Annotated in this window: 16 protein-coding genes and 1 tRNA gene; 13 read left to right on the forward strand and 4 right to left on the reverse strand. The window is 34.9% G+C overall.

What is annotated here, in order from left to right; translation table 11 throughout:
• The first annotated feature begins 34 nt into the window (after window positions 1-34).
• A complete protein-coding gene (locus BMZ55_RS10595) occupies window positions 35-1,000 on the forward strand; it encodes a YpdA family putative bacillithiol disulfide reductase (protein ID WP_089820315.1) in 966 nt (321 codons plus the stop codon).
• 3 nt (window positions 1,001-1,003) lie between these two features.
• On the opposite strand, the gene menC is transcribed toward BMZ55_RS10595, so the two are convergent.
• Both menC and fbp read right to left on the reverse strand, forming a co-directional pair.
• A complete protein-coding gene (gene menC / locus BMZ55_RS10600; RefSeq protein WP_089820316.1) occupies window positions 1,004-2,008 on the reverse strand; it encodes an o-succinylbenzoate synthase in 1,005 nt (334 codons plus the stop codon).
• Window positions 2,009-2,056: 48 nt separating this feature from the next.
• Entirely contained in the window at window positions 2,057-3,073 is a 1,017-nt protein-coding gene (gene fbp, locus BMZ55_RS10605) for a class 1 fructose-bisphosphatase (protein ID WP_089820317.1), read from the reverse strand.
• A gap of 229 nt (window positions 3,074-3,302) precedes the next feature.
• Here fbp and BMZ55_RS10610 point away from each other — a divergent pair, with 229 nt between their 5' ends.
• The 3 genes from BMZ55_RS10610 to BMZ55_RS10620 all read left to right on the forward strand — a co-directional run bounded on the left by BMZ55_RS10610 (window position 3,303) and on the right by BMZ55_RS10620 (window position 6,544).
• Window positions 3,303-4,541: an aspartate kinase gene (locus tag BMZ55_RS10610; RefSeq protein ID WP_089820318.1), complete on the forward strand. Its 1,239-nt coding sequence runs from the start codon at window positions 3,303-3,305 to the stop codon at window positions 4,539-4,541.
• Window positions 4,542-4,547: 6 nt separating this feature from the next.
• On the forward strand, window positions 4,548-6,386 hold the full coding sequence (locus BMZ55_RS10615) for a lysophospholipid acyltransferase family protein (RefSeq protein ID WP_089820319.1): 1,839 nt from the start codon (window positions 4,548-4,550) through the stop codon (window positions 6,384-6,386).
• Between the two features lie 85 nt (window positions 6,387-6,471).
• Window positions 6,472-6,544 (forward strand) — tRNA-Phe (locus tag BMZ55_RS10620).
• Between the two features lie 240 nt (window positions 6,545-6,784).
• On the opposite strand, the gene BMZ55_RS10625 is transcribed toward BMZ55_RS10620, so the two are convergent.
• Complete coding sequence (locus BMZ55_RS10625; protein WP_177179809.1) at window positions 6,785-7,180, reverse strand: hypothetical protein; 396 nt, start codon at window positions 7,178-7,180, stop codon at window positions 6,785-6,787.
• Window positions 7,181-7,451: 271 nt separating this feature from the next.
• Between BMZ55_RS10625 and BMZ55_RS10630 the strand changes: the two genes are divergently transcribed.
• From BMZ55_RS10630 to BMZ55_RS10650, 4 genes are all read left to right on the forward strand, one after another.
• The gene (locus BMZ55_RS10630; protein ID WP_143068772.1) at window positions 7,452-8,132 is read left to right on the forward strand and encodes a hypothetical protein; all 681 of its coding nucleotides are present in this window, start codon (window positions 7,452-7,454) and stop codon (window positions 8,130-8,132) included.
• Between the two features lie 96 nt (window positions 8,133-8,228).
• Window positions 8,229-8,660 (forward strand): hypothetical protein, encoded by a 432-nt coding sequence (locus tag BMZ55_RS10635; RefSeq protein WP_143068773.1) that lies wholly within the window; start codon window positions 8,229-8,231, stop codon window positions 8,658-8,660.
• 477 nt (window positions 8,661-9,137) lie between these two features.
• Window positions 9,138-10,235 (forward strand): tyrosine-type recombinase/integrase, encoded by a 1,098-nt coding sequence (locus BMZ55_RS10645; RefSeq protein WP_177179810.1) that lies wholly within the window; start codon window positions 9,138-9,140, stop codon window positions 10,233-10,235.
• A gap of 190 nt (window positions 10,236-10,425) precedes the next feature.
• Window positions 10,426-12,843: a hypothetical protein gene (locus BMZ55_RS10650; protein ID WP_089820324.1), complete on the forward strand. Its 2,418-nt coding sequence runs from the start codon at window positions 10,426-10,428 to the stop codon at window positions 12,841-12,843.
• 263 nt (window positions 12,844-13,106) lie between these two features.
• Here BMZ55_RS10650 and BMZ55_RS10655 read toward each other — a convergent pair whose 3' ends face one another.
• Window positions 13,107-13,733 carry a recombinase family protein gene (locus BMZ55_RS10655; RefSeq protein WP_089820325.1) on the reverse strand — a complete coding sequence of 209 codons (627 nt, stop codon included), beginning with the start codon at window positions 13,731-13,733 and terminating at the stop codon, window positions 13,107-13,109.
• A gap of 1,116 nt (window positions 13,734-14,849) precedes the next feature.
• Between BMZ55_RS10655 and BMZ55_RS10660 the strand changes: the two genes are divergently transcribed.
• The 5 genes from BMZ55_RS10660 (at window position 14,850) to BMZ55_RS10690 (ending at window position 19,323) form a co-directional block, all read left to right on the forward strand.
• A complete protein-coding gene (locus BMZ55_RS10660) occupies window positions 14,850-15,122 on the forward strand; it encodes a hypothetical protein (protein ID WP_089820326.1) in 273 nt (90 codons plus the stop codon).
• A gap of 268 nt (window positions 15,123-15,390) precedes the next feature.
• Entirely contained in the window at window positions 15,391-15,951 is a 561-nt protein-coding gene (locus tag BMZ55_RS10665; RefSeq protein ID WP_143068774.1) for an STM3941 family protein, read from the forward strand.
• 162 nt (window positions 15,952-16,113) lie between these two features.
• Window positions 16,114-16,608, forward strand: a complete 495-nt coding sequence (locus tag BMZ55_RS10670) for a hypothetical protein (RefSeq protein ID WP_089820328.1) — start codon at window positions 16,114-16,116, stop codon at window positions 16,606-16,608.
• A 725-nt stretch (window positions 16,609-17,333) separates the two neighbouring features.
• Window positions 17,334-18,089 carry an abortive infection family protein gene (locus BMZ55_RS10680; protein ID WP_089820330.1) on the forward strand — a complete coding sequence of 252 codons (756 nt, stop codon included), beginning with the start codon at window positions 17,334-17,336 and terminating at the stop codon, window positions 18,087-18,089.
• Window positions 18,090-18,777: 688 nt separating this feature from the next.
• Window positions 18,778-19,323 carry a hypothetical protein gene (locus BMZ55_RS10690; RefSeq protein ID WP_041252616.1) on the forward strand — a complete coding sequence of 182 codons (546 nt, stop codon included), beginning with the start codon at window positions 18,778-18,780 and terminating at the stop codon, window positions 19,321-19,323.
• Window positions 19,324-19,338 lie beyond the last annotated feature (15 nt).

A 19,338-nucleotide genomic window follows, 5' to 3' on the forward strand; every position in this document is an offset into this window, starting at 1 on the left:
GCACCCAAAATTTGAGTTTCAATATCTTTGCAGCATGATAACTTATGATATTGTAATTATTGGTGGTGGACCAATTGGTTTAAACTGCGCTCTCGAGGCTGAAAAGGCAGAACTTTCTTATCTCATTCTTGAAAAAGGAACTATCGTCAATTCGCTTTATAATTATCCGCTGTACATGACTTTTTTTTCGACGGTAGATAAACTGGAAATTGCGGATATTCCCTTTATTTCTACTGCGCCAAAGCCCGGCAGAAGAGAAGCACTGGAATATTATCAGGGAATTGCGCGCCAACGGAAAATCAATATCAACCTCTACGAAGAAGTTTTAGAAATCAGAAAAACAGAAAAATTTGCCGTTAAAACGACCAAAAATTCCTATTTGGCTAAAAACGTTATTATTGCCACCGGCTTTTATGACATTCCCAATTTAATGGAGGTAAAAGGCGAAAATTTGCCCAAAGTGCGGCATTATTACTCTGAACCTTATCCCTACGCAAACCAGAAAGTGGCGGTTATCGGTTCCAGCAATTCCGCTGTTGATGCCGCGCTGGAAACCTATAGAAAAGGTGCTGAGGTTACCATGATTATCCGGCATGCAGAAATTTCAAAAAGCGTTAAATACTGGGTGAAACCAGACATAATTAACCGCATTACCGAAGGAAGCATCAAAGTATTTTTTAATGCTGAAGTGCTGGAAATTACGCCGCAAACCATCATTTTTAAAGACGAAAACCAGCAAATTCATGAGATTGAAAATGATTTTGTTTTGGCAATGACCGGCTATTTACCAAATTTTGAATTTCTGAAAGATTCCGGAATTGAGCTTCAGGACGAATGCCTGAAACCGCTTTACGATGAAACCACCATGGAATCAAATGTTCCCGGTTTATATCTCGCCGGCGTGGTGTGCGGCGGAAAAGACACACATTTGTGGTTCATCGAAAATTCGCGCATTCACGCCGAAATAATCGTGAAAGATATTCTGGCAAAAAATTCTTAAATCTTAACGCATCATCAGTTCATCACCGTGAAGAACCAAACGGGTTTCCAGATTATTGGTGAATAGGCCACCGGTTCCCAGACCTTGCGGAATCTTCGGTTTTTTAGTAAAAGTGTACTGCGCAATAGCATTCAAACCAATATTACTTTCGAGCGCCGAAGTTATCCACCAGCCGATTCTCAAATTTTCCGCGAATGAAATCCATTCATCCGTTCCGGAAAATCCGCCCACTAGCGAAGGTTTCAAAATGATATATTGCGGTTTTATTTGCTGCAAAAGCTCCCTTTTTTTCTCAAAATCCAGAACACCGATGAGTTCTTCATCCAGCGCAATTGGCGTCGGCGTATTTCGGCAGAGTTCGGCCATATTATCAATTTGCCCTGCTTTTATAGGTTGTTCTATGGAATGAATATCCAAATCACGAAGTTCACGAAGCACAGTTTTGGCTTCATCAAAAGTAAAACCTCCGTTCGCATCAACGCGTAATTCCAAGTCGTCGATCGAAAATTTTTGCCGTAATTCTTTTAAAATTTTCTTTTCTTCATTCCAGTCAGTTCCGATTTTCAGTTTAAGGCAAGTAAACCCATCTTCAAGTTTTTCTTCGATTTGCTTTTTCATGAAATCGGTGTCGCCCATCCAAATCAAACCGTTGATTTTTATGGAATCATAACCTTCGGAAAAATCGCTCGGAAAATAAATGTCTTCACCGTTTTTTAAATTCAGCATCGCCTGTTCATAACCAAACCAAATTGATGGAAAATGTAAAAGTTCTTTGCGAAGGATTTTTTTATTTTCATTAATGTTTTCACACAGCCATTGCAGCATTTCCTCATATTCCGGAATATCTTCGTAGCTCAAACCACGGAAGATGGCGCATTCACCGATTCCGGTTTTGCCATCTTCAGAAATTTCGAAAAAAAAGGTCTCTTTAGCCGTTAAAATTCCGCGCGAAGTTCCGCTCGCCTGTTTAAGATCTAACGTATAAGGTTTGTAGGTCGCTGTTTTCATAAAAAAAGTCAGAGCACGCTCTGACCGGGTTTTAGTTAATTTTGATATTTAATTCTCCGCAGCTGCAGCCATAAATTCTTCGGCTTTTTCTACCATTTCGCGATTGCCACAGAAAAAAGGTACACGCTGATGCAGTTCGGTCGGCTCAATTTCCATAATTCTTTCGAAACCGTTGGTGCATTTTCCGCCTGCCTGTTCCGCCAGAAAAGCCATCGGATTGCATTCGTACAACAGACGCAGTTTTCCGTTTGGCGACTGTGAAGTTGACGGATAAATATAAATTCCACCTTTTATCATATTGCGGTGAAAATCCGAAACCAGGCTTCCGATATATCTCGAAGTGTACGGCCGGTCATCTTCCTCACGCTGGCAATATTTAATATAATTTTTTACCCCTTGCGGGAATTTGATATAATTTCCTTCATTAATGGAGTAAATTTTTCCGGTCTTCGGAAATTCCATGTTTGCATGAGAAAGGTAGTAAGTTCCCAAGCTTGGGTCTAAAGTAAACCCGTTTACGCCGTTTCCGGTGGTATAAACGATCATTGTAGACGAACCGTAAACCACATAACCTGCGGCCGCCTGGTTTACCCCTTTCTGTAAAAAATCCTCGATGCCGACTGGTGTTCCGGGTTCGGTAACGCGGCGGTAAATTGAAAAAATAGTTCCTACGGAAACATTCACATCAATATTTGAAGAGCCATCCAGCGGATCGATTAAAACCACATATTTGCTCAAATGCGCGTTGGAACCGCATTTTACTTCAATATAATCGTCGTTCTCCTCCGAGGCAATTCCACAAACCACTTCCCGCTGCGATAGAGCTTCGATGAAAATTTCATTAGCTAATACGTCTAATTTTTGCTGTTCTTCACCCTGAATATTTTCACTGCCAACTTTTCCAATAATATTGGCGATACCGGCTTTGTTCACTTCGCGGTTCACCACTTTCGATGCCAACCGGATCGCACTGAGCAGGCGGGAAAGTTCGCCCGTAGAATACATGAAATCTTCTTGCTTGTCGATGATAAACTCACCAAGGGTTTGGAACGACTGTTCTGACATTTTTTTACTTTTTGGGTTTTTACAAATCTCGGAAAATTCTTTGGATTTTCGCCTAAAACTTTTGCGAAATTACCGGCTAAAAGCAGCAAAAATTCTGTTTTAAATTAAATAAAATTGGTGAAAATCGCCGTTTTTTTTATTCGTTCTAAATTGATAATTTTGACAGCTGAAATCTGCGCTTTTCAGCAGGTTAAAAATTATACTAACTAATTGAAATTTAAGGTTCTGGATGAAAATATTTAAGTTTGGTGGCGCTTCGGTAAAAGATGCTGAAGGAGTAAAAAATGTGGCGGTGGTCTTGGGAACTCAGGGTTTTCAAAAATGTCTGGTTGTCGTTTCGGCGATGGGCAAAACCACAAACGCGCTTGAAAAAGTGGTAGAAGATTATTTCGCGAAACAGGATTACCAAAATAAGCTGGAAGAAATAAAGCAAAACCATCTTCAGATCGCAACAGCTCTTTTTGCCCCAAATCATCAGGTTTTTAACAGAATTAATGAATTTTTCGACGAAGCAACTTCTTTCCTACAGCGAAACAAATCTCCTCATTACAACTTTGTATACGATCAGGTGGTGAGCTGTGGCGAAATGGTTTCATCGGTTATTTTAAGCGAATATTTGCAGGAAATAGGTTTCCCGAATTTCTGGTGTGATGCGCGCGAATATTTAAAAACCGACAGTAATTACCGTGAAGGAACGATAAACTGGGAGGAAACCGAAAAACGGATTAAAACTTTAAGCACCGAAGAATGTTATGTGACTCAAGGTTTTATCGGTTCCGATGAAAACAGTTTTACAGTAACTCTTGGCCGAGAAGGCTCGGATTATTCGGCGGCAATTTTCGCTTATTGTTTGAACGCAGAAGCTTTAACGATTTGGAAAGACGTTCCGGGAGTGATGACAGGTGATCCGCGGAAATTTCAGAATGTTTCGTTGCTTGAAAATATTTCCTACGAAGAAGCGATTGAAATGGCATATTACGGCGCATCGGTAATTCACCCGAAAACTTTGCAGCCGCTGAAACAGAAAAATATTCCGTTTTATGTCAAATCTTTTTTAGAGCCCACAAAAAAAGGTACAAAAGTCGGCGCAAATCTGGAAAAAAACAATCAGGAATCCTTTATTCTAAAGGAAAATCAGCATTTGCTGCGCATCGCGACCCGTGATTTTTCATTTATTGCTGAAGAACATTTAAGTCTGATTTTTTCCCTGCTTGCGAAGCATAAAATCAAGATTTCTCTCATGCAGAATTCGGCAATTTCTCTGGATCTTTGCCTTGAAGATACCTATCACATGATCGATCTTTTGGTGAACGACCTGACCGAAGGTTTTCAAACTGAACTGGTGCGCAACGTTTCATTATACACCATTCGAAATGCTAAAATAGAAGAAGCGCCGAAACTTTACCCGAACAAAAATATCTTGTTGGAGCAGGTTTCGCAGAAAATTTTGCAGGTCGTCATTAACTAACCTTTTATGAGTCTTATTTCGATAACAGATTTAATCAAAGCTTCCGGCCTTACAAAGCTCGGAATTTTAAGCAGTCCCATCGCGTCTGCCGTGATGCGAGTAGCCAAAATCGACGAAGTTAACCGCATGTACGACTTTTTGAAAGACAAAAAAGGAAAAGATTTTTTTGATTCTTTCGTACGCTATCGGGAACTGAAATACATCGTTTTTGAAGAAGATCTGGCAAAAATCCCGAAAACCGGACCGTTTATTTTAGTTTCAAACCATCCGCTTGGCGGCATTGATGGAATTTTGATGACTAAAATTTTAAGCGAAATCCGGCCGGATTTTAAAATCATGGGCAACTTCCTTCTGGAAAAAATCGAACCGATGAAACCGTACGTTATTCCGGTAAATCCGTTCGAAAATCGCAAAGAGCTTCGCAACAGTTCCACCGGAATGCGCGAAACGCTGAAACATCTGGAAAACGGTGGCTGTATCGGAATTTTTCCGGCCGGCGAGGTTTCCAACAAAAACAACAAATTCAACGAAATCCGGGATAAAAAGTGGGAATTGCCCGCGTTAAAGCTGATTAAAATAGCGAAAGTTCCCGTAGTTCCGATGTATTTCCATGCCAAAAATAGCCGCCTTTTTTACCGATTGGCGAAACTTCATCCGGATTTGCAGACACTTTTGCTTCCGGCTGAAATGATGAATAAGCGCGAAAAACCCATCCGCATTCGCTTCGGAAAACTGGTTTCGGTAAAACTTTTAATGGACCACGATTCCGTGGAAGAAATGGGCGAATTTCTGCAGAAGAAAATTTATATGCTGAAATCCTATTACGAAAAACGGAAATCACTTGCCGAACGTTTGAATATTCCCAATTTAAAACTCAATTTTCCTATTCATAAAGAAGGGAATATAGTGCAGAATATCATTGATGAAACACCGCCGGAAAATATTTTAGAGGAAATAAAAGCCCTTCAAAAGGCAGAAAAAATGCTTTTCCGTAACGGAAATTATGAGGTGTTTTTCGCGCAGTATGGTGAAATTCCGTCGATTATGCGGGAAATCGGCCGCCAGCGAGAACTTACTTTCCGACAAATAGGCGAGGGCAGCAATTTGCCTTTCGATTTGGATGAATATGATGAACATTATCACCATCTTTTCCTTTGGGACAGCGCGGCAGAAAAATTAGTCGGCGCTTATCGGATGGCACTGGGTGCTGAGGTGATGAAAAAATTCGGTTTAGATGGTTTTTATACCAGTTCACTTTTCGAATTCGATCCCGAATTGCAGCCGTTTTTCCGGAAAGTTATCGAAATGGGAAGAGCGTATATTTCCGCGGAATATCAACAGAAACCTTTGCCTCTTTTCCTTTTGTGGCGCGGTATTGTGCACGTTTGTTTGCGGAATCCGGATCATAAGTTTCTGATGGGCGGTGTAAGTATTTCTGATAAATTTTCAGAATTTTCAAAATCATTGATGATTGAATTTATGCGCTCGAATTATTACGATTCTGCCGTAGCGCAATATATTCACCCGAAACACGAATTTAAAGTTCATTTAAAGGAGCGAGATAAGCATCTTTTTTTCGATGAAGTTGAGTCAGATTTGAATAAGCTCGACCGTATTATCGATGATTTGGAGCCGGAAATGCGTTTGCCGGTGCTTATTAAGAAATATATCAAGCAAAATGCAAAAGTTATTTCGTTTAATGTTGACCCGAGCTTTAACGACGCTATTGACGGCCTGATGTACATCCGCATCAGTGAATTGCCGGAAAGTACAATCAAGCCGGTTTTGGAAGAAATGAGTGAACATATCCGCCGCGAGGAAAATAAAGATCCTGATAATCAATAAACTTGGTGTTTCCGAGAAAAATATGCAAAAATCATTTGTGTAGTATGTATAAAGATGCTATTTTTGCACCACTCAATTAACGGAAGGTCTCTTAGCTCAGTTGGTAGAGCAATGGATTGAAAATCCATGTGTCCCTGGTTCGATTCCTGGAGAGACCACTTATAAATCAGTCACTTACAATTATGTAGGTGATTTTTTTTATGTCTTTGCACGTTCCTTGCACGTTATTGAAAAATTTTCACTCATTTTAGTGATTTTTAGGCAGAACATTTCTAAGTAAAGGTTTATTAATTTGCAGATTTTCAGGCGTAAGCCTGTATCTATTGTAGCTTCAAAAATATTTCTTCCACTAAAATTTCCGACTCTCGTATCGCACCATTGTTTACAACGGATAGGAATCAGACTTTACAGAAGTTTTCTACCTCTTGAAATTTATTGTTGGACATTCTAAGTTTCTCGAAATTCGAGGTGATAACGTAGATACAACCTGTTTGGTTGTTTTTGTAATTAAATGATTGTTTTTCTACTTTTCCAAGATCGGTGGTGTTGGTTCCTTTAAGTTCAATCACTCCAACTACATTTTCATCGATGATGATCCCACCATCCGCTTTTTTGGTGTCTTTAATGTTCCGTAATTCGGTAGTAAGATTGAAACCTACTGTTGGATTCAAAGTATATCCAAAATACTGACGAATAAATCTCTCAAAAAACCTTCCTGATACTGCTCTTCTTTTGAATTCCTGATGTTTTCCTGCATCAGTGGATTGTGAAAGTGGTTTTGGAAGTGAACCCATTTTTCTTCTAATACTTTAGAGTCGGGCGTTTTTACATATTTCTTAATTATGGTTTTTTGGAACATGTTTTAATTTAGAAATCTAAAAGTAAGAAATTCGCTTGCGGTGTGCAAGAAAGTTAATAGATGCTTATTGTTTATGAATCGTTATTCAATCTTTTAATTATTTAATACTGATAATCAGTAACATATAAATAATAATTAAAATTAGGACAAAAATAGTGGGTAATTATAAAAATATATTTATAGCTTTGTACCATTAAATGAAAGAAATGAAATTTGATCCATTGAAGACCTCTGAAGAGTTAGCGAACTTGGAAATTGATAATATACCCTTTTTTGCAGGTGCACGAAAGAAAACGCTAATGAAAGATGTGGTTTTGATTAAGAAATTTCAAAATCTTGAATTTAACGAATTTAAAAGCTCCAATGATTGGATAGAACAACTTAAGGATGAACAAAAATCCTTACTTGGTGAGTTTAACGAGTATTATTTTGGCAAATGTAATATCGGTCTGTCGGTGGAAGAATTGTTTTCCAAGATTCAGGATTACACATTGCGAATGACTAAATTAAAAATGATTTTTGAGCCAACTTACTACCATTCCATATATGAAAAGAAGGACAGTAAAATAAAATATGACAAGGTTAAGATCGTCTGGATAGATAATAATTGGGTTAAGCACAAAAATATTACCCGATCTTACGGTCACACAGGTGAGGAAAGTTTTATACCAAGTGTTATTAAATTCTTGATTGAGAATGAAAAGCTACGACATGTAAAGGAAGATAAAATAGTAATAGATAACAAAACTTACAAATTTGATGTGACGGTTGAAATAAATCACGAGGATTGGGTTTTTGAGGTTAAAAGACGGCCCAAAGTGGAGTTTATAAAAGACATGGTGCGTTTTGATCTGTGGGAGATTTACAAGAAAGAATATAAAATCTAAAACAATAAGTTATTGGGGATTACCCCATTTTTTTTAACAAAGAATGCAGTTACCCAAAATAATAGTCCTAACTGAAAACAATTTAAATATCATATTATGTCAGAAAAATTTTTAAGAATGAATTTCTCCGAAAAATCGAGGAGCGAATTTAAAGGTGCTAATCTCTTAGACCCGAAATTTAACGCCTTTATAATTGGGATTACGGACGAAAGAGTAGGCGTCTATAAAGAAGATGATCTTTTAAACTATTTCAGAACAGTGACGAGGGAGAAGTATTCAGTTGAAGTTGCAACAGGTGATATGCGCGAAGAGTATCTTGTACTGAAAACTTGGGATGTTTATCTCAAATTCCTAACAGATGTCGCAGAGGAAAAATTGGACTTTGCTCCGATTGTTTTTCATGAAGACAAATTTCTTGCGGAATTTGACTTTTTAATAGAAGGAACTTGGTACTTGTATAAGCATGAGCCACGAGCGTTTCGGTATTACGATCACCGCTTTCACAATATTGACCCATGTACTCGCTAACACAAATTTGGATTAAGGTTTTTCCGTGATAGGATAAACTTTGTCTCAATTCAAAAAATAAGTTGGATCCTTTGGCCAAACATAAACAAAGCTGTAAAATAGCTATGCAGCTTTGTTTTCAATAATTTCTAATTAAAAAAAGTAATATGAAAGAAAACAGATACATGGATATTACATCCCTATCGGAATACATTCCGCTAACCAAATCTGCCATATACAGTATGGTACGGAGAGATATGATCCCCTACAGTAAACTGGGGACAAAAAAATTAGTATTTGATCGGTTGCAGATTGATGAGTGGGTTAAAAACGGTAATAGCAAGCAACAATTAGATAATGTCCCCAAATTTTTAAATTTTTAATATGGCAACATGCAGACTTGTACTCGACAAACGGTCGATAGATAAAAACGGAAAATATTATCTCTCTGTTGTAGTGAACTCAGGAAAACACAAATGTTTTCTGAACCTGAGTAAAATGACCTTAGATAAATACCATATTATTTTTACTAAGAAGTCATCTAAATTGGAATTTATCGAATTCAGGAAAAAATGTCAGGACTACGTGTACCGAGCGGAACAAATTATGAAAGACATGGTGGTTTTCGACCGTCCGAAGCTCCGCGAGTTATTTTATAAAGAAAAGATTGCCGAAACAAATAAATCTTTGAAGATTGAAGATATGTTCGAAGGATATATCAAAGCTAAACCGCAATTATCTATTAGAACAATTGCTAAAATGAGGCAGTCGAAGAATGCGCTAATTCGGGAGAATAAGGAAATAATGGTAGATGAAGTTGACAAAGCTTTCTTGGAATCCTTTGAACGCGAAAAATTGAGAGAGGGAAGAAAAATTTCTTATATAAATGGAATATTTCGAGATCTCAGATCGAGCATAAATTACTATACTAAAACTGTTAAATTGATTCCAAGCTCATATAAATACCCATTTGCACATGATGGCTATAAGATTTGCGACCATTTTCCTAAGAAGGAGGTTCTCGGTTCAGATGATATTAAACGTTTTATTAATGATCCTTATCTTCAAAATTTAAATGAGGAGTATGCGCATAATATTTGGGTACTGCTTTACTTGTGCAACGGAATTAATTTCGCGGATCTGTTCCGTCTGCGTTGGGATCAGAAAAAAGGTAATTGCTTTGTTTTTTTTCGAAAGAAGACTGAAAATACAAGGAAAAATCACAAACAGGAAATCGTGGTTCCTATTACGGATCGGTTGCAGAAATTATTGGATAAAGTTAGTGATCCAAAGAGTCCGTATGTGTTGGGTAAGTTAAAGGAAGGTTATACGGAACAGCAGTATGAAAACAAACTCCATAAATATCGGGGAAAAATTAATAAAAACTTGAAATTAATTTCAAACCGACTAAACTTACCAATTGTAATGAATACAGCATCTGCAAGGGATTGTTATGCTACTGTGCTAAAAAGGAGTGGAGTTTCAACTGATGTGATCTCAGAAATGTTGGCCCACTCAAGTACCACCGTAACAAAACATTATTTGGCTTCCATTGACATGGAAACTGTATTTGACGTTAATAAAAATTTAATTTGACATAGGACGTAATATTCCCAATATATTGCTTGGGATGAGTCTCTAAGGCAGTGGATAAACTGCATTTTGTAAATGCTAAAAAAGTCACCGTTTCAGGTGCAATACTAACAGACAATTTAACGAAAATTTTAATTCACAAAAACATGTGAACGCATTCGTTATGCAAAAAATCTAAACAAACCGTAAAATTATGGAAGAAAGAAAATACAGGTATTCAATTACCACATTACCATTTAATGAAAAATTGGAAAAAAAACGATTCGGAAGGATTAAGAAAGCGATATCTAACACCGAATCTTCAATAAAGGAGTTTAGCAAATTAATTGAGAGACCAAATCCTCATGTATGGAGTGGAGGAGTATTCAAGGATAATTGGCCAAGCAATGAAAATTGGTTAGGTTCAAACATGATCGGCTTGGATTTCGATACTGGAGAGCAAACTATTGAGGAGATATATGAAATATTCAAGGAGTTCGGTATTACACCTACTTTGTATTACTTTACTTTTAGTGATACTCCTGGTCTTAGAAAGTTCAGAATAGTTTTATTCTTTGATGAAATGATTAATGATATTAAAATTTATGGCAAGATTATGAATTCAACTGAAAAAATTTTAAAAATTGATACGAATTGTAAGGATCCTGCTCGGGTCTTCTATGGTGGGGATGGTGTTACTATAACAAATCCCAAACCTATCCCTCTCCAACAATTTATAGATTTTTTAAATATTAATATTACGGCCCGAGACAATAACAATACTCGTTCTATTATTGGATATAGTCCAAATACTGCTAATTTACCACAGTCCCTATTCTATTATAATAAGGACTACCCTTTTTTAGCACAAATTGATGTTGAAGGTAATCCATCCTCTTCTACTTCATTAGTGGGGAGGACAAAAATCGATTTGGAAGCAGGAAGAGATAAAGTTAAGATTTGGGATGAGTTTCTCAATGGTGAATGGTTGTATCATGATCAACTTTTTCCCTTAGCAACTAACTTACAATATATAGAAGGAGGTTTTAAGATGATGAAAAATACAATGGAACATTTTAATAGTATCGGAAAAACAAGTTATACAGAAAATAATTTTGCAATACTACCGTACGTCAAGAAGCGAAGATATTATCCCGTTCCTATACATAAATTTTCCCCATATCCAGAAGATGCAGACCATTACGACTTTATATCGGCTCTTACCAACAAAAGGGGACATATAACAGTACTTAAACAAAAGAATAAAATAACATTACAAGATGCTTCAGAAAAATTTAAAGAAAAGTTTGATGACGTAATAATGGAGGAGGAGATTAATAAAACACATTTGATATTAGTTCCAACTGCTATGGGAAAGACGGAATATATTACTAACGTTGAAAAGTCAGTTATTGCACTCCCAACGCATGATTTGAAAAATGAACTTAAGGAAAGAATTAAAACAGATTTTACATTCAGTCCTGATTCAATGGAATTTGAAGGACAAAATTTGCAGAAGAAATTGAAGGACTACTACAAAAAGGGTTTGGCTACTAAAGCTATGAAGTTGATACATCTTGTGGCAGAGGGGAAGCATCAAGCAGATGCTGGTGATAAAATATCTGCGGCTGTATATTTATATCAATTAGATAAGAGTAATAATATTAATGTTTCGCTACTTACTACCCATAAGCGTATAGTAAATTCCGATTTTAATCATTCAACAGTAATATTTGATGAAGACCCGTTAACAAATTTGGTGGAGATTCAGAAGACTTCAATTAGAGATCTTTCATCGTTAATCCAGCTGCATGATCCCATTAAAAGCGTAGTTGAGCATCTCAAACAGGTTGGTAACGGTATTTATTGTCGATCTTCTTATATAATAGACATTGATGATTTAGCGGATAATGGTGATTCCATGACTGGTATACAATCCAATGTAATAGATTTTTTTAGGTGTAGCTTTTTCATATTGGAAAATGAGCAGATCCATTATATTGTAAAAAGAGGACTTCCCACGGGAAAGAAAAATATTATATTATCTGCAACTCTTTCACCATACATTTATGAGAAGTTATACCCTGAATTAAACTTTGAAATTTTTAATATCAGTAACGTGGAGCAGGTAGGAAAGGTAATACAGTATACGGGTAGATCATGTTCAAGAAGTGGTCTGGAGAAATATGGGGATGAAATCAGTAAGGAGATCGGTGACAAAATAACTATTACATTTAAAGGATATAAAGACAAATTTATAAACGCGGATGAACAAGCATATTTTGGTAATTGCTCAGGTTATAATCATCTCAGAGGTAAGAACGTTGTTGTTGTTGGTACACCACACCGATCAAATATTGTGTACTTTCTTCTTGCAAAATTGATGAATGTGGATTTTGATATAATGAATTCTCCTATGAGTTTCCAGAAAGTCAGATACAATGACTACGAGTTTATGTTCAACTCTTTTGAAAATAAAGATCTTCAAAAGATTCAACTTTCATTAATTGAATCAGATCTAATCCAGGCTGTTGGAAGAGCACGAAGTTTACGTGAAAATTGTATAGTGGAATTGTATTCGAATTTCCCCTTGGATGTTACAACAGAATTCCACATAAAAAAGCCTATTTAACCACATTACGCTTAAATTTAAGACACCATTCGGGTGTCTTTTTTGTCGTAAAGGTCGATTCCGAAAATCATACCATCACACTCCATTGAAAATTAAACAAATGTTTAATAATAAGGGTTATGAAAGGAACATTATGAGATGGGAAATTTGTTTGGCCGAAAGAACATCGATCTGAACGTGTAATAAGAAGGTTTTTTGGCTGTTTTCCTGGGACCGTAATTTATGTTGTTTGGCTTTTTGCAAAAAATGGAAGTTTTGCTTCCTTAGTGTAAAATTAATCCTCTTTTTACGGCAACATTTTTCACTTTCTGTACCGTTGAAGAAGACATCGATAAAATTTTACAGATCTCACGGATGGTTCTCCCTTTTTTCAGTAATTCCAAACACTTCTGAGTTTTAGGTTTATTTAGAAATTTGGATTCTGATTCTTTAGAATTTGCAGGTCTTCCAATGTAACCTCCGTTCTGAATATAAACTTCGCGGCCGACACGCGTTCTCTCCCTGATAGCACTCAATTCGAGCTCGCTTATCGAGGAAAGAATGGAGGTGATGAGTTTCCAAATTTGGTTTGGGTTTCCGTTAGGTCTGGATTGTAAACCAATATTTCTTACATGAACATTAATTTTTTTTACCTCAAACCATTCCAACGTACTTATGACGTCACTTGTGGACCTGCCGCAGCGATCAAGACTCTCAAGTACGATCTCTGATATTTTTCCCTCTTCAATAAGTTTCATCATCTCTTGTGCTTTGGGTCTGTCCTTAAATTTTACCGAACCAGAGATCTTATCGAAAAATACTCGATCGTATTTCTCCCTATCTGCATCAAATCGATTTCCTGTCTGTTGTATTGTGCTTACGCGGTTATACTTTACTCTCAATTTCTCCATAATGTTTCGTTTTTAATCTAACATTAAATTTACAGCTTCCAGCACTATTGGCCTAAGCTTTCGCTGGGAAATTTGGCTACTATTTATGTGTTAACTAAAACAAAAACAGCGCATTAGCCAAACAATATATTCAAGAGATGCAGACGTTATTTACGCTGGAGAATTTTTTAATAATGATGTGCTTACTAAATTTTTATCAGGTTTAACGTTCAACATCATTTACGAGCCAAACAAATAATTTACTTCAGTACCCACCAATTCCTCGGGTCGCTAATAAAGAACATTTATGGTGAAAAAATTTCGTAACTGTTATAATATTCAATGTCATCTACAATTTTTCAAAAATTACAGTGAAACTACTGCCTATACCTCCCCCACTGTACTACCTTCCTCGTATCCGCCCTGCGATAGAGCCCCTCCCCAAAAAACCTTTAACAGGGGGATGCTTCCGTGAATGAAATAAAAAAATTTCCCCCGTAAAATTCTAAAAATTTGGTATTAGAGGGATTTGAGAGAAAAAAATTTTGGCCAATTTTTTAAGGGTTAACCGAGGTGTAAACAACCCTCAATTATTTTATAACACTATAATTAATGATTCATTTACGGCTGGAGAATTTGTTAATGGTTAATCGAGATTATTAAAACGTTATAATTTCACGGAATAATTTGTTTAACGTAGTAGCGGATGTAATTCTGTTGTTCACTTATTGCAGTAAACTAAATTGTGTAATTTTCATTCGAGAAATGCATATAACCACACTCATGGCCCAGAAGAGCAAATTTCATTTGACAAACTTTTAGACAATGAAAAATTAAAAGCACTAATCCCAACAGACGATATTGCTTATTTTAAGTTTTTATACTTATCTGACGGAATGAATTAAAAAATAATATTGCTCACAGTTTTCACAACAAGAAACTATTGTTCTGGAACAATGTTATTGCTATTGGTAGCACTTTTAAGGCTTGGAAATTATAAGCTTAAATCAAATACGTAAAAAAATAAAACTAAAAAACTGTGAATAAAAAAACACCGAATTAACTTGATAGATTATTGTCACCATTTATGACAAGAAACACATCTAAATTTGTTATGGAATTTCACATCTTTGCCCTATGAAACTTATAGCAATAGTCCAGGAAATAGTCCAGCCTACGAACGATTTCGTCATCGTGAAATTTAAGTCAGACAAAAGCCATCAGGAATTTCAAATATTCATCTCTTCACCATATCTAAAAAAAATTAGAAAATATGATGAACTGTTGTTAGATGTTAAATTTAGAAGCGTGGTGATGAAAGACCTTCAAGGGGCTAAAACCTATGATACGCAGCTTTATACTGAAATGGCTATTGAAGTATCGGATATGATGAGAAAAGAATATAAATAACTGTCTGGATGTTAGAATGTTTTATACTATTCCGACAATTTTTACGGAGTTCGGTTTTATTGTTTCTTTAATTCCTTACTAAAAATATTAAAGAATTAATACACCTATATTTTTTTAAAGTTACGGCAAACGCTTACAAATGTTTATACATGCCTATATCATTGTTTTTCAATCAGTTGCCGCATAATTAAAATACTATTATATTATGTAGGTATTGCGTATATTTGAGAGTTAGCGGTAATTTTAAAACAAACAATATTTATAGAAAGTGAACGAAGAATTTGAAGTTTATTATAATAAAACAAGGCTATTTTTCTTATTAGCAGTTTCATTATTTTGTTTGCTTTTAATTTTATGGACTTTTGCCAACGTAGATACCTTAACCCAAAAAAAACCGAACGGGATTTTTATTTATAGATGGGTAGGATATTTATTCTATGAAAAACCTATGCTCTTAAAATTTTTTAATTCAATGGTTTTTCTATTATTTTCCTATGGGTTAATCATAACAATCAAAAAGTTACAAAAGAGAAAAGTAGTGCTAAGGAATTTGAAAAATCAACTTTATATTGACAAAAAATTAATAATTTCTTTTGATGAAGTGAAAGATATAAATGTTTTGGATTACAATGCAAATGAAAAATATATTAGAATTTATCTAACTAACCCTGAAAAATATATAAATTCAAAAAATAAATCAATTCAGAAATACATTCTAAAATCAAATTATAGAAGATTTGGAACACCATTATTAATAAACATGTCATTTTATGGCGAAAGTCCTGAAATTATTAAAAATAAAATCTTAAAATTAAAAAACTACCGCTAACAGCGGTTTTGCAATAGTGCGGGTTTTTCGCAAGTTTAAAGATTTTAGATATTTCGAAGTTTAATTTATAATAGAAAGATTTATCATTTTAGACCGCACCATCGCAAAGCCGCAAAACGTTGTCCGCAATTTTGAAAAAAAACCGTTCTAAAAAGAATTTTAGTGAAAATATTCAACACCTTTTTTTATATTTTAGTATTTTTAGCTTTGAGTTTTGTTCTTTACAACTCATTAACAAAAAGTAATATAAAATTAGATAAAACTGAAATAATAACAGGTACTTACAAATCGATTCATAGAAACAAACCTAAAAGAAAAGGAAGTGTTTCTTATAATTTGGAAATTGAAAACAACCCAAAAATTCTAAAAATAATTCCTGAGTACACTAAATGTTTTAATTATGAACAGTTTATTTCAGACGTAAAACCTAACCAAAATATCGAAATAAAAATTGATAAAAATGCAAAATTTCTTTTTAACAATATTAAAAGTGTCGTTTCAATTCGAGTAAATTCAAAAGAATATATAAATCTAAATTGTGTAAATAAACAAATTAAAGAGGATAAAACTAAAATTCCTTTAATACTAATTGGTGGAATAATTTTGATTTTTTTAATAATTCTGATTCAGAAACGACTTGGAATAAAAATAAACTAAAAAACCTGCGTACAACAAGGGTTTGGCAATAGCGGGCGGAAAGTCAAAAGTTCACGTTTTGTCCTTCGATTGAAATTTGTATTTTAGTTGAAAGTTTCGGCTTCGGTTTGCCCGCCATCGCCAAGCCCCGAAACGTTACCTGCAACAAAATCAAGTTTGCGCATAAGAAAAAATTGGAAATTAAACGGCCAAAATTTACAATTTGTATTTAGAAAATATGCCGCTAAAAGCACGGATTTTTGGAAAGAGTAATGCGGACTTCCAGCATTTTTCGCGGAATTTAAAATGAAAAAAACTGGGCAAAAGCAAGCGAATATTTTCAAGCTGGAACAAAAAATTATCACGGAATTTCTGAATTGTAAAATATAAAGTTTTGACGTTAAAGCAGCCAAAAAATATCGAGCTAAAACGTGCAATTTTTGGAAAATGACGAAAAGGTAAAAATGAGTTTCGAAAGCTCTCTGCGAACTCTTGAAATGAGAAGTTCAAATATTGCTGCTGGTAACAGTGTATTTGCAAAAAGCGGGGTTGAATTTTACCTTTGAAAATTTAGTCTTTATATTCGCAAAAATGCTTTTCATATTTCAATTTTCACTAATTTAGAAATCTGAAAAAGCATTTTGCTCAAGGCGGTTTCACTTATCAGTTTGGTTTGCAGTAGCCCGTTCTTCGCAAATACTTTTCGTTACCTGCAAGCGTTCCGAACATAACAAATAGACAAATTTATGCTGACAAGACCTGAAATTTTTATGATAACAAATTCCTATATCGGAGTAAGTGGAGGTTATCTTGGAGATTTTTCATACAGAACACACGAAGAATTTTATCCTTATTTCTGCGACCTAAATATTTCACCAGCAGCTTATGATGGCACAACAAGACAAAAATTTTTAACAATTCTTGAAAATTCAGACACACCAACACAAGCCAAAATACTAAAAGGAGTAATTAAAAAATATCCAGTTGACTTTTTCCCAGAGGAAGTAAGAGAAGCTAAACAAAGAATGGCAAATGAAATTGGCGAACTAATAAGACGACTTGAAAGCGGACAAGCAGTTGCATCTGAACAATTGACAATAACTAACGAGACTGTTGAAAGGGCAATTCAAGACGCCAAAATATTAATAGAAAAAAATGGTGCAACAAGTGGTGTGGACAGAATTCATACAGCATTACACGGTTATCTTAAAGAAGTTTGTAAACAAGCAGGAATTGCATTAACAGATGATGAAAATTTAACACAAGTATTTAAGAAACTAAAAGCAAATCATCCAAAACTGCAACAAGGTGGACATAGACAAGGTGAAATTGACCAAATAATAAGTTCATTTAGTAATACTCTTGACAAACTAAATCCAATTAGAAATAAAGCAAGTTTATCACATCCAAATGAAGAGTTATTGGGGGAAGATGAAGCGATGTTTGTTGTAAATTCGGCACAAACAGTTTTAAACTATTTAAACAGAAAATTTAAACAATAACAAATACGCCAGCAGGTAACAGCAGTTTGGCAAAATGGCGGGTTCAGTGCTAAATTGAACATTTGGTTTTCAAATAAACATTAGTACTAAAATGAAAGTAAGTGCTTCTAAATCCGCCACTTCGCCAAGCTGCAAAACGTTACCTGCAAGTTAAGAGAACCGCGCTTAAAAGAAATTGACTAAATATGAAATATCTGATTTACTTTCTTGCAATTTTAGATTTAGCAACGTGTTTTTATATGGATTTTCTTCTTGAAATGTTTGTGTTTGATTTCCTTCATATTTTATTTCTTTTATTATTCATTTCACTTATTGCGTCTGCAATTTTATTACTCTGGAAAACAAAATTCGGAATATTACTTAATTTTATTCAATTTCCGTTTCGAGTGTATTTTGCTATATATTCTTTTTGGTTTATATCAAGCTTATTCAAGGGCGCAAAGGATATCGCTCCTCAATTTTTCATTTTTGCTACAATCTTAGAAATTTGTCGTTTAATCGTATCGTTTATAATTTATCGAAAATTAAAAAAGACACATAAATAACCTGCAGGTAACAAAGTATTTCTATTAGCGGGGTTGAATTGTACATTATAAAGATTTTCGCTAATTGTTCGTACCTTATTATTTACAAAAGCAGTTATAATAATCCCCGCCAACAGAAATACCCAACCGTTATGTGCAACCGTATGAAAACAATTCCGATAACAATTTTATTTGCATTTATCACAATTCTGTTAGGTTGTTCCAAGGAAAGTAAAACCATTAAAGAAGACGATGAAAAAATCCTAATTAATGCAAAAGAAATTCTTGAAAACAAAAATCTTGCTGGCTTAATTACTAAACTTGAAAACACAGAATTGACGGAAGAAACCGATATTAACAAAATTCCAAAGGTTATATTAAACTTCCTAAATGCAATATTAGAAGATAAACCTATAGCAAATCCACACGAAAATTGGAATCCTACTGACGTTATTCTCGACAAAAAACTGCCAAGAAGAAAATTACAGTATTTTGGCAGTGGAAAAAATATAGCGTTAATGAATTATTTTAAGGGAGGAATAGGAAAATCAACCATAATTCTGATTTTTGAATTCAATGAGAAAAAAGTTACAAACTTTTGGTGTGGAAGCGTTTTAGTTGATTTAAATAATAAAGAAACTACCTTAAAATATCTCAAAGCAAATATTAATAAAGAAAGGGGTTTAAATACGAACATATTAAGTTATTGAGAGCCACGGCTGCAC

The sequence above is a fragment of the Kaistella treverensis genome, from assembly GCF_900114045.1.
GTDB lineage: Bacteria > Bacteroidota > Bacteroidia > Flavobacteriales > Weeksellaceae > Kaistella > Kaistella treverensis.